Annotated in this window: 12 protein-coding genes and 1 pseudogene; 11 read left to right on the top strand and 2 right to left on the bottom strand. The window is 28.0% G+C overall.

Features of this window, described 5'->3' with window-relative positions; translation table 11 throughout:
- Positions 1 to 130 precede the first annotated feature (130 nt).
- From hemC to A9758_RS00505, 11 genes and pseudogenes are all read left to right on the top strand, one after another.
- Positions 131 to 1,003, top strand: a complete 873-nt coding sequence (gene hemC, locus A9758_RS00555; RefSeq protein WP_011406908.1) for a hydroxymethylbilane synthase — start codon at positions 131 to 133, stop codon at positions 1,001 to 1,003.
- Entirely contained in the window at positions 1,000 to 1,953 is a 954-nt protein-coding gene (locus A9758_RS00550; RefSeq protein ID WP_011406909.1) for a Gfo/Idh/MocA family protein, read from the top strand. Before hemC ends, A9758_RS00550 begins: the two co-directional genes overlap by 4 nt.
- Positions 1,954 to 1,963: 10 nt before the next feature.
- Complete coding sequence (locus A9758_RS00545; protein ID WP_011406910.1) at positions 1,964 to 2,560, top strand: orotate phosphoribosyltransferase-like protein; 597 nt, start codon at positions 1,964 to 1,966, stop codon at positions 2,558 to 2,560.
- A 219-nt stretch (positions 2,561 to 2,779) separates the two neighbouring features.
- Complete coding sequence (eif1A, locus tag A9758_RS00540; protein WP_011406911.1) at positions 2,780 to 3,115, top strand: translation initiation factor eIF-1A; 336 nt, start codon at positions 2,780 to 2,782, stop codon at positions 3,113 to 3,115.
- A gap of 54 nt (positions 3,116 to 3,169) precedes the next feature.
- Positions 3,170 to 4,117 carry an arsenic resistance protein gene (locus tag A9758_RS00535; protein ID WP_011406912.1) on the top strand — a complete coding sequence of 316 codons (948 nt, stop codon included), beginning with the start codon at positions 3,170 to 3,172 and terminating at the stop codon, positions 4,115 to 4,117.
- A gap of 47 nt (positions 4,118 to 4,164) precedes the next feature.
- The gene (locus tag A9758_RS00530; protein WP_011406913.1) at positions 4,165 to 4,944 is read left to right on the top strand and encodes a serine protein kinase RIO; all 780 of its coding nucleotides are present in this window, start codon (positions 4,165 to 4,167) and stop codon (positions 4,942 to 4,944) included.
- Between the two features lie 344 nt (positions 4,945 to 5,288).
- Positions 5,289 to 5,900: pseudogene (locus A9758_RS00525) on the top strand (KH domain-containing protein); the annotation flags it as partial.
- Between the two features lie 455 nt (positions 5,901 to 6,355).
- Positions 6,356 to 8,020, top strand: coding sequence for a DNA topoisomerase VI subunit B (gene top6B / locus A9758_RS00520; protein ID WP_011406915.1), 1,665 nt, complete (start codon positions 6,356 to 6,358; stop codon positions 8,018 to 8,020).
- A 19-nt stretch (positions 8,021 to 8,039) separates the two neighbouring features.
- A complete protein-coding gene (locus A9758_RS00515) occupies positions 8,040 to 9,110 on the top strand; it encodes a DNA topoisomerase IV subunit A (protein ID WP_048059903.1) in 1,071 nt (356 codons plus the stop codon).
- Positions 9,111 to 9,148: 38 nt separating this feature from the next.
- A complete protein-coding gene (locus A9758_RS00510) occupies positions 9,149 to 9,529 on the top strand; it encodes a hypothetical protein (protein ID WP_011406917.1) in 381 nt (126 codons plus the stop codon).
- A 21-nt stretch (positions 9,530 to 9,550) separates the two neighbouring features.
- Complete coding sequence (locus A9758_RS00505; protein WP_011406918.1) at positions 9,551 to 9,973, top strand: hypothetical protein; 423 nt, start codon at positions 9,551 to 9,553, stop codon at positions 9,971 to 9,973.
- Positions 9,974 to 10,106: 133 nt separating this feature from the next.
- Here A9758_RS00505 and A9758_RS00500 read toward each other — a convergent pair whose 3' ends face one another.
- Both A9758_RS00500 and A9758_RS00495 read right to left on the bottom strand, forming a co-directional pair.
- The gene (locus tag A9758_RS00500; RefSeq protein ID WP_011406919.1) at positions 10,107 to 11,162 is read right to left on the bottom strand and encodes a hypothetical protein; all 1,056 of its coding nucleotides are present in this window, start codon (positions 11,160 to 11,162) and stop codon (positions 10,107 to 10,109) included.
- Between the two features lie 4 nt (positions 11,163 to 11,166).
- Positions 11,167 to 12,084 (bottom strand): acyltransferase (locus tag A9758_RS00495; protein WP_069776307.1); only part of this gene is annotated, 918 nt, incomplete at its 5' end.

The following is a 12,084-nucleotide window of genomic DNA, read 5'->3' as shown; positions in this document are numbered from 1 at the left end:
AAATTAAATATAAAATAATAAAGAGTGAATAAATAATTTACTAATTTTTTTTAAGATAAAAAAAAATTAATTATCACTACTACAAAATACGTGACTAAAATTATCACGTCAAGTCGAGGAGGCAGATTAATTGATAGTTGGTACTAGAGGTAGTAAACTGGCCACCACACAAACTAAAACTGTTGTAAAAGCTCTTGAAGAAATTACTGGAGAAGAAATTGAAACTAAAATAATTAAAACAACAGGAGATAAGATTAAAAATTCACAGTTATATAATATTGATGCTAAAGGTATATTTACAAAAGAATTAGACACAGCCCTCATTGATGGAAGTATTGATTTTGCCGTACATAGTTTTAAGGATTTACCTAGTGAATTAAATGACCAGCTTACAATAACTGCCATACCTCAAAGAGAAGCTATTAATGAAGTATTAATTTCTAATTATTCATGGGATGAACTACCAGAAAATGCTACATTAGGTACAAGTAGTGTTAGAAGAGAAGCATTCTGTAAATTACATGGTAAAAAGATTCAAACAAAACCTATACGTGGAAATATAGATACTCGTATACGTAAAGTTGAAGAAGGAGAGTATGATGCTACAATAATGGCTTTAGCAGGTATTAACCGATTAGGCCTACAGGAACATATAAAAGAAGTATTTGATGAACAATACATAACTCCTCCTGCAGGACAAGGAGCTTTAGCTGTGATGACACATAAAGATTCAGAATATAATGATGTTATTTCAAAATTAAATCATGAAGATTCTAGAATTGAAGCTATGACAGAAAAAGCTATTCTTGAAACTATAGGTGTTGGATGCCAATGGCCTATTGGTATAGTCTCAAAGGTAGATGGTAATAACATAAATATACATTGTAAATTATTAAGTCCTGAAGGTAAACTTTTAGCAGATGTAAACAAAACAACAGATAAAAACAATGCTATTAATACTGCAAAAGTTATTGGAACAAAATTAAGAGAGGATACTTTATGAAACAGACAAATGTAGGTGTTATTGGAGTAGGATCTATGGGTTACAACCACGTACGTATATACTCTGAATTAGAAAATGCGAATTTAGTAGCTATATCAGATATGGTACGAGGTACACTTGATAAGGTATCGAAAGAATTTAATACTGTAGGTTATGTTGATTATGATAATATACTTCAAATTGATGATATTGAAGTAGTAAATATCTGTGTACCAACAGTATTCCATCATGATGTAGTTATGCGGGCAATAGAAGCAGGAAAAAATGTACTTGTAGAAAAACCTATTGCTTCAAAATTAAATGAAGCAGAAGAAATGATCAAAGCAGCAGAAGACGCAGGTGTAACTTTGGCAACAGGACATGTTGAAAGATTTAATCCGGCTGTAAGAGTTGCAAAAAAATTAATTGATGAAGGAGCAATAGGTGAAGTTGTAACTGCAAATTCAAAAAGATTAGGTCCTTTTCCTCCAAGAATACGTGATGTTGGAGTTGCTATCGATTTAGCAATACATGATATTGATATTTTCAATTACCTATTTAATAGTAGGGCAAATACTGTATTTGCAAATATGAGTAGTAAACTTAAAAATTGTGAGTTTGAAGACCATGCAGAAATTATGACTAAATATGATAGTGGAGTTTTAAGTATACTTGAAACTAACTGGTTAACACCATATAAAAAACGTCAATTAAATATTACTGGAATTGACGGAATTATAAGTGTTGATTATGGAAATCAAACTGTTACATTATTTAAAGAAAATAATCAGGTTGAAGACATAAAAGTTGAAAATAAAGAACCTCTCAAAGAAGAATTAAGATCATTTGTTGATTGTGTACAAAACAATACTCCTCCAGAAGTATCTGGTAAAGATGGATATGAAGCATTGAGAATTGTTGATGCTGCAATGACCTCATCCAAAGATAAAAGACTAGTGTATTTAGATTAAAGTGATGAAAATGAAAAATAAATTAATTGAAAAAGCTACTGAACTTAGAAATAAGGGATTAACCACTGGTGAAATTGCAGATGAATTAAATATATCTAAAGATACAACTCAATGGTTAATTATGCAAATGACCACAGTTAATAAAACAAAACAGAAACAAAAACCTGATGATTTTGCTATTAATTGGAAAACTATTGGTTCTAGTTCATCACGTATGCAGTATATTGCTTCAGCATTATCTGACATGGCTGTTGAAGAAGGAGTTGTTGATGCAGTTGTAGGTATTAGTATTAGTGGAGTACCATTTGCTACTATAATGGCTGAAATATTAGATGCTGAACTTGCAGTATTTCATCCAATTAAACATATGAAAAATGAATCAGCACAAGGAGCTCTAAGTCATAACTTTGCTAATATTAAAAATAAAACAGTTGTAATTGTAGATGATGTTATAACAAGTGGAGCTACAATTACTGATGCTATTAGAGTATGTAAAAAAAATGGTGCAAATCCTCTAGTTGTCACAGTTCTTGTGGATAAAAAAGGACTTGATGATTCTGATAATGTACCTATTAAATCATTGATTAAAATTAATAAAGTAGGATAAAAATAATTTCTTATTTCTCTTTTTTCTTTAAATAATACCATAATAGATTTAATTAAAAAAAATACATTAATAATCACAATACATTAAAAATAATATATATTTCAAAAAACATATATTATAGTAATATAAAGTTAGTATTTCTAAGGAAGATACTAAAATAAGAAGATGAGATTTTAGGATAATTAATTCATAAAGGAAAATTATGGGAGGACATATATTTTGAAGAAATCTAACAATAAAAATAATCATAAAAATAACCATAATAACAATCAAGGTGGAGAAAACATACGTGTAAGATCACCTAGACGTGGTGAAATTCCAGGAGTTGTTGAACAAATATTAGGACATGGAAAACTTAAAGTAAGATGTAATGATAAACAAATCAGATTATGTCGTATTCCTGGTAAAATGAAAAAACGTATATGGATTCGTGAAGGTGATGTTGTACTTGTAAAACCATGGGATTTCCAAAGTGATGAAAAAGCAGATGTTATTTGGAGATACACCCGTACAGAAGCAAATTACCTTGAAAGAAGAGGATTCCTAAAAATATAATAAAATATAAAACAATCCTAATAATAGCTCTTATAATAATTAGAGGTTAATAATATGAATATGATAGAAAAATTAGAGCCAATTTTAATTTTTGGAGCTATTATACTAGGATTACTATTTAAGGATATTTCCTTATTAAATAATATAAGCCCCTTACTTATAACTGTTTTTCTAGCATTAATGTTATTTGCACTGTTTTTAGATATTCCCCTCGAGGATATTAGAAGTAGTTTTTCAAATAGAAAATTCACAATAATTAGTATTTTAATTAATTTTATATGGACACCACTTTTTGGATATTTTCTAGGAAGCTTATTTTTATATGGACATGTTGATATTTTTATAGGATTTTTCATGTTAATATTAACTCCATGTACTGATTGGTATTTGTTATTTACTAAAATATCCAAGGGAAATGTTCCACTTAGTTTATCTATACTACCAATTAACTTACTGTTACAGATAATATTACTACCAGTATATTTAGTGTTATTTTTCTCAAATTCTAATAATATTGTAATGTTGGATTTAGTAGATGGGTTGTTGACATTTATTATTATCCCATTTATTGGATCAGAAGTTGTTAAATTTATTCTTAGAAATAAAAATAAGACTAAAGAAAAAATTACTGGATTTTTTTCAAGTTGTCAAATACTATTTTTATGTATTGCAATATTTGGATTGTTTAATACTGAAGCAAGTAGTCTTTTTGAAAACTTAGATGTAATTGGTCTTATATTTATTCCATTAATGATATTTTTCATAGTTAATTTCATATTAGATTTTATTTTATCTAGACAACTGGATTTTAATTATGAAAATTATGTAAGTTTAACTCTTACAACATTAGCACGTAATTCCCCACTTGCACTTGCTATTGCTATAAAATCCTTTCCAAACAATGAATTAATTGCAATAGCATTAGTAGTTGGACCATTAATTGAATTACCTGTTTTATATATTGTATCAAGAGTGTTGTTATATATACAAAAAAAATATTAGGTAATAAAAATACAAAAGAATAATAAGAAGTAGAAGAGGGTTGTTACTTGAATAAACACTATATTGATGCAGATAAGCAAATGAGAAAATTAGAAGAAACTAAAAGATTAAAAAGTGTTGAAGATAAACAAGTTTCTAGTGAAGTTTTTGATGACAAAACATTAAAAGTTCTCTATAAACTTGCAAATAAGGGATATATTCGAAGTTTAAATGGAGTTATAAGTACTGGTAAGGAAGCAAATGTATTTCTTGGTATTGATGATGATGACAATCCTGTTGCTGTGAAAATATATAGGGTTATGACACTTGATTTTAAAAAGATTAAGGAATATATTGCTGGTGATCCTAGATTCAAGAGTCATGGAAATAATACAAGACAGATTATTACTGCATGGACTCAGAAGGAATTTAAAAATCTTAGTAGGTTATATAAGTTAGGTCTTAGAGTTCCTGAACCCTATATTGCCATGGAAAATGTGTTGGTAATGGAATACTTAGAATACTCTGATGATGATAATAGTGCAGCACCTCCACTGAGTAAGGCCAAATTAGATAATGCTAGTGAGGTTTTTGAGGAGATTATTGATTTTATGGATGTTGCATATAACAAGGCACATCTTGTTCATGGTGATCTTTCTAGATACAATATTCTCTTATCACATGGACACCCCTATATTATTGATGTTTCACAATCTACACTAGATAGTCATCCTTCAAGTAGAAGTTTACTTGAACGCGATATTAAAAATATACTATATGATAGTAAGAAATTCAAATTAAATTTAACATATGAATATGTTAGAAATAGAATTATTAAAAATGACTAAGTATATTCTTGGATAGTATGTAGAAGCAATATTTTACATATACTTTTTTATAATAGTTAAAACAAAGTAAGATACAGAGAATTTAGAAATAATAAATATAAACTTCGTATTAAGATAAACCATAATAAATATTAAATAGGTTATAGAATGATTATAACTAATTATCAGATATTTATTATATATCACCAATTAAATAGAAAACAATCTTATTTATTACTATTTAATGAAGATTGGTTAAATTAAGTTATCATAAACCTTCTTATTTATTCATAAATACGATTAATCAATCGATTTATATTATTACTATTAGAGAAGACTAGAAGTTATAAAGGAGCTTTTTTATAATGGTTAACACAGAATACCTTAAAATTCCGAAAGATAGAGTCGGTGTAACAATTGGTAAAAATGGAAAAATAAAACATCAATTAGAAATTATTACAAAAACAGAACTTAAAATTGATAGTGATACTGGAAATATTGCTATAAGTTCTACTGATGAAACAGATGATCCTTTAGCAATTTGGAAAGCTAGATATATGATTAAAGCTATTGGAAGAGGATTCAATCCTGATATTGCTTTAACTCTTGAAAATGATGATTTAATTTTGGAAATTATTAATTTACAAGATTATGTTGGAAAATCTAAAAAAGCTTTAGTAAGACAAAAAGGTAGAATCATTGGTAAAAATGGAAGAACAAGACAAATCATGCATGATATGCTTGATGTTGAAATTAGTATCTATGGTAAAACAGTATCTTTAATTGGAGAAATTGAAAATATACAAATGGCAAGAGAAGCTATTGAAATGATACTTGAAGGATCTAGACAAAAAACTGTATATGCATATCTTGAAAAAATGCATGATAAACTTAAAAGAAAAGAATTTGATGAAATGGTTAATGGTAAACCAGACATGAAAGATATTTTAAGAGAAGACCTGGATACTGATGAAGACTTCACTGATGCTGAGGAAGATTACAATAAGAATGCTATTAGTGAAGATGATGAAGATAATGAATTTGAAGAAGAATCTGAAACCTTGTAAAAAATCTCTTTTTACATTTTTTTTTATTATTATTTTTACATTATTAAAATAAGTGATTATATAAAAATCTATTTAAATATTTTTACTAACAACTATTACTTATCAAGACCCCCCCCTAACCTATATAAATATATTCAACAAGGATATATATCCTAACGTTTATATTACATGTTTTACATAAAATATAGTATAAAAAATCAACATTTTTTAAATAGTACATATGTATGAAATAAAAAAAATAAGTCATATTTTTAATAGTTATTTAATATTTAGAGAAGGAATTAACTTAAAACTATAACTTAGAGAAATACAAAATTTAATACTATTTAAAATAAAAGTAATAATTTATCGGAGGAATGAAATCCTTGGAACGTGATACATCAGAATTATTTGAAGAATTTAAGGAATTAACAGCATCTGAATTTTTCAGACGAAATAAACAAATGTTAGGTTTTTCTGGAAAAATAAGATCATTAACAATAGTATTTCACGAACTTATAACAAACAGTCTAGATGCATGTGAAGAAGTAGGAATACTGCCTGATATAACAATAGAATTAAAAAGATTAGGAAAAGATCATTACCTACTCAAACATGCAGATAATGGACCTGGTATTCCTGAAGATTACATAACAAAGGTATACTGTCAAATGTTTGCTGGAAGTAAATTCAGAAATATACAATCTAGAGGTCAACAAGGTCTAGGATGTAGTGGATGTGTATTATTATCACAGATGACTACAGGACAACCAGTAAAAATAAGATCAAGATACAAAGATGGAAATGAATTAAAAGGCATTGAAATGACTGTAAAACTTGATGTTAAAAAGAATACTGGAATAATTCTTAATAAAAAAGAATTTGAAACAGATAGAACCGGATCTGGAATAGAAATAGAATTTAAAGATGTATCTTATTCCATGAGTGAACAAGGTGCTTATGAATACATAAGACGTACTGTTATTGGAAATCCCCATGCAAGAATAGTATTTAAAGATCCAACAGGTAGAAAATACACTTTTGAAAGAGCAACAGATAAAATACCACCATTACCTAAAGAAGTATTACCTCATCCAAAAGGTGTAACAGCAGATGATATAATATACCTATGTAAAGGTACAAATAAAAAACGATTTAAAAATCTACTAATGGATTCCCTATCAAGAGTATCTGCAGCAAAAATAAAAGAAATACAAGAAGCTACAGGTATTGATATGAACAAACGACCAAAAAGCATAACATGGAAAGAAGCTGAAGCTGTTGTTCAACAATTTGATAAAATGAAATTCATGGCACCACCAACAAATGGTCTTAAGCCAATAGGTAGTGAACAAATAGAAAAAGGTATAAATGAAATTCTCTTACCAGAATTTTCAACTGCTATAACAAGAAAACCTCAAGCATACCGTGGAGGAGTATCATTTATTGTAGAAGCAGGAATTGCATATGGTGGTAATTCTGGAAGATTAATTGGAAGTCAAAGAAAAGCAGAAATTATGAGATTTGCTAACAGAGTTCCTTTAACATTTGACCAGGGAAGTTGTGCAATAACTGAAGCTTTAAAAAGTATTGACTGGAGACGATATGGTGTACGGGACTTAGATAATGCACCAATATCAGTATTTGTAAATATTATTTCAACAAATGTACCATACCTTTCAACAGGAAAACAAAGTGTTGCACCTGAAGAAGAAATTGTACGTGAAATAAGACAAGCAACAATGAAAATAGCTCGTAAACTAGAAAAATACATACGAACTAAAAAAGCAGCAAAAAATGAAGAAATGAGAGCTAAAATATTTGAAGATTTAGTCCCTGTTGTAATTAAACAATCTGCATTACTTGCTGAAAAAGATGTTCCAGAATATAATAAGGTAATGGATGAAGTTACACACAAAGCTAAGATTATGGATATGAAAAATCGTCTTAAACAACCAGAAATCAAACCTATGGAAGTAAAAACTGAAGAACCAGAAATGAGAATAAAAACTGAAATAGAGGAAGAATTATCTGAGGATGAAAATTTCTAAGTAGGAGAGATAGACAATGATGAAACATAAAGAAATAGCTTTAAATAAACTAAGAGGTATGGGGGATGAAGTTCTTGAAAAGATACTTCAAGAAGAAGTACCTAGTTTAAAAATTCCATCAAGAGGAACAGGAAATATCATCTATAATCAAGATAAAAGATATTTTGAATTAGGTGAAAGAAAAGGTACTAGATCTTTAGGTAATGTAAAACAAATAAAGAAAATGGCACAGATGATGTGTGTTGGTAATTTCTGTAAGGAATTAGTAAATATACAAAAAACTGCTACTATGAGGGAGATGTACTATGTATCTGAAGGATGGGATGTTGGATTTGATAACCAGCAAGAATCAAACAACATAACAGAAGATATAGAAGTAACTCTTGGTGTATCTCGTGAAAATCTAGGATTATTACCAGAGGAAGATGGTGCTTCAGTATATGGTGATATAACTCTACGTGATGATGATGTTGAATTTAATGCTAAAAAACTTGGAAAATCAGGTTATACCATTCCTCCAACGATTGATGATGTTGAATTTGTTGATTCAAATGTAGAAAGAATTATTGCAGTGGAAACCATGGGGATGTATCATCGTATGGTTCAAGAAAAAGCATATGATAGATTTAATACATTGATTGTAGGATTAAAAGGACAAGCTGCACGTGCAACACGTAGATTTATTAGAAGAGCCAGTGATGAATTACAAGTTCCTGTTTATATTTGTAACGACGGAGATCCATGGGGTTTCCACATTGCTATGGTAATTATATCAGGTAGTGCAAAATTAGCTCACGTAAATCATGACCTTGCAACTCCAGATGCTAAATTCCTTGGAGTAACAGCATCAGATATTGAAAATTATGATCTTCCTACTGATAAACTAAAAGATATTGATGTAGCACGTCTTAAAGAATTAGCTGCTGATCCTAGATATAAGGCTGATTTCTGGCAGACAGAAATTAAGAAAATGATTAAACTTGGACGTAAGGCAGAACAGCAATCATTCTCCAAATATGGTCTTGAATATATTGTAGATAATTATTTCCCAAATAAAATAAGTGCTATTGAAGGTAAACCAATAGAATAGGTAAATAATTATTTACTTATATTCTTTTTTTTGGAGGGATGAAAATAAATATAAAAAATATTTTTTCAGGAAAAACTATACCTTTAACTATTTTAATGATAATTGCTACTAGTACATTACTTGACCAAGATTCCACATTAATACTACCTCTTTTATTATTTGTAGGAATAGTATGTGGAATAATAAAACATGATTCTATGACCTATACTTTAATAACAGCATTTGTTGCTTTTATGTTAGGTTTCATATTATCGTTTATAATCTCATTAATTAGTGTTTATTATATTGAAGGTGGATTATATGCCATTGCACTTATACAATCATCCCTTGTTTATCTAATTTTATATATATTTGTAGGTTGTCTTGGGAGTTCACTAGGTTTTCATATAATAAATGAGTTATATGAATTAAAACAATAATATAATTTAGAGGTAATTAATATGGATTTAAATGAATTATTTGAAAGTAAAACAATACCCATTGGTGTATCAATAATTGTAATAGCATATCTTATTGGATATCAATTATTTATAGCATCAACCATTATCAGATTTCTTACACCTACAGCTGGATTATTATTCTTTTTTACAGGAATACTAGTTGGTATGATGAAACATGATGAAATTGAACAATCAATTGTTGCTGCTGGTATAACCTCAGCCAGTGGTTCAATAGCAATTACTCTAATTACATACATAATTGTTAGTATGAATGATACTTATGGATATTCCCAATTTCTAAATATTGGACCTTCAGTAATGGATTTACTGATATTCATAGTTGTAGGTGCTATTGGAGGCGTTATTGGATACTACATTATTAGGGAAATCTTCTCCCAAAAAACAAGAGAACATCATTTCTAAGTTAAATTTCAAAATAAAAAAAACTAATAATTTTAAAAGAAGTATTATTTAATAATACTTAACATCTTTTTTTAAATATTAACTTAATTTTCAAATAATCTTTTTAAGATAAAAAAAATAATAAAAGAAGAATTTAAATAATATGTGATGATATAAAATCAATAATTTTTTCACTAGACTCAAGTATATCTCTTGAATATTTTGATACTGCTCTTTTCATACTACTATAATCATTTAAAGCTTTATTTATATTATAAGTTATATTATCTACATTACTTTCAATTATTGCTCCTTCAAATATCTTTGATAGTCCATGATATCGCCCATATTTTACTCCTATAACTACAACCACTGGTATTTTACAAGCTATTGTTTCATGTAATGTTAGACCATCATCTGTTATTACAGCCAAATCCACCAAGTCATATAAGTCATCAATATAATTTACATATCCAAGATTTATGATATTAGGATGATCTATTATTTCATTTATCCCCTCATGTAACGGTGCACCTATTACAAATATATTTACATCATCATTTTCCCGAGCATAATTACGTGCTGCCTTTGCCATATCCTCAAAAAGAGTAGAACCTGAAGCAAAGAGTATTGATTTTTTATTTGCATCATATTTATCAGTTAATTTATCAAGAATATTATTTTTATCACCACATACAATATCCTCTCTTATTGGTAAATATTCTCTTTTAACATGATACTTCGATATATTAATTGTATCTTTAGTAGTAAAAAATGGTGATTCTGGTAATAAAATAGTATTATTACATTTTAAGGATATTTTAGTATCTGTTGGTGTTGATACAATACCTACTGCTGGAACATGTGCAAGTTTAGCAGATAAACATCCAATAACAGATCCTCCACCTATAATACCTATTACCCCATCGGCTTTTTCTTTCTTAATTAAATGACATCCTACAATTACTGCTTTGATTGTTTTTAATCCTGCTTTAAATAAAGATAATTTAGATGCAGCATGTCCTCCAGCTGCAGGTATTGATGATTTTAACCAAGACATATTATGTTTTTTAAAGTAATATCCTTGAGCACTATAATCTAATACAATTTCTCCCATAATGCCCCTACTTTCTAGTGTTTTTAGTATGTTATATGCTATAACAGCATCTCCCCCAGTACCTCTTCCTGTTACAAAAAGTAATAACTTCATGATTTCACCCTTTATTTAAATTATTATTCAATCCTGTTGCCTTTTTAATGATAGGTATTTTATTCATTACTAACAACATTACAGATAATATGACAATTAACATGATTACCATAATAGGTACATTTATAAATGGTGGAATATTCAGTGAAAAAATTCCTATTTTAGAACATAGATTGATTAATAAAACATTTGATAAATACATTCCATAAGATAATTTACTAAATAATATAATATGATTATTAATAATTTCACTGTATTTTCCATATATTTCTCTAAAATCAGTATTTTTAATAAGAATAAAAATACCTGCTGCTTGAATAGCAGCACCTGGTGTTAAATCCCCAAGTGTTAAGAATTTTAAGTCCAATGAATTTGATAAACTTGTTAAATATAATGTTCCCATAAATGTAATAAGAGTACCTATTACAATTAGACAAATTGCAAATTTTCTATTGTTGAAACAATATCTTTTAGTGTTACTTAGATAATATCCAAGTATAAAATATCCCATGTGCCCCATGAAAAAACCCATAAAGTCTAAGATTAGTATATTTTTATCAATAAATTTCAATACTAAACAAACAAACCATATTCCTAAAAAATATTCTATTTCCCTATCTGTTAATGTATGAACCAATTTTGAAACTAAAGGTGTGGCAATATATAATGCAATAATCATATATACAAACCAGAATTGTACACTAACTATTGTAGGATCTAAAATAGCATTTATAAATAATACTAAGAAATTATTTGTATTTGATTCAAACAATCCTAATGACCATTTAACAATAAAATATATTATAAACCAAACAATAAATGGTTCTAATATCCTTTTTATTCGTCTTGGAATTGTATTTATAGGATTATCTTTTTTTAATAAAAGCAATCCTGAAATCATTATAAATAATATTATTGATAA

Source organism: Methanosphaera sp. A6 (assembly GCF_001729395.1).
Classification (GTDB): domain Archaea; phylum Methanobacteriota; class Methanobacteria; order Methanobacteriales; family Methanobacteriaceae; genus Methanosphaera; species Methanosphaera stadtmanae.
This window is presented reverse-complemented; position numbering and strand designations above follow the sequence as displayed.

Coding starts and splice junctions, on each gene's coding strand:
- A9758_RS00510 (WP_011406917.1), top strand. CDS start 9,149: ATGAAAATAAATATAAAAAATATTTTTTCAGGAAAAACTATACCTTTA.
- A9758_RS00500 (WP_011406919.1), bottom strand. CDS start 11,162: ATGAAGTTATTACTTTTTGTAACAGGAAGAGGTACTGGGGGAGATGCT.
- A9758_RS00550 (WP_011406909.1), top strand. CDS start 1,000: ATGAAACAGACAAATGTAGGTGTTATTGGAGTAGGATCTATGGGTTAC.
- A9758_RS00515 (WP_048059903.1), top strand. CDS start 8,040: ATGAAACATAAAGAAATAGCTTTAAATAAACTAAGAGGTATGGGGGAT.
- A9758_RS00535 (WP_011406912.1), top strand. CDS start 3,170: ATGAATATGATAGAAAAATTAGAGCCAATTTTAATTTTTGGAGCTATT.
- A9758_RS00545 (WP_011406910.1), top strand. CDS start 1,964: ATGAAAAATAAATTAATTGAAAAAGCTACTGAACTTAGAAATAAGGGA.
- A9758_RS00505 (WP_011406918.1), top strand. CDS start 9,551: ATGGATTTAAATGAATTATTTGAAAGTAAAACAATACCCATTGGTGTA.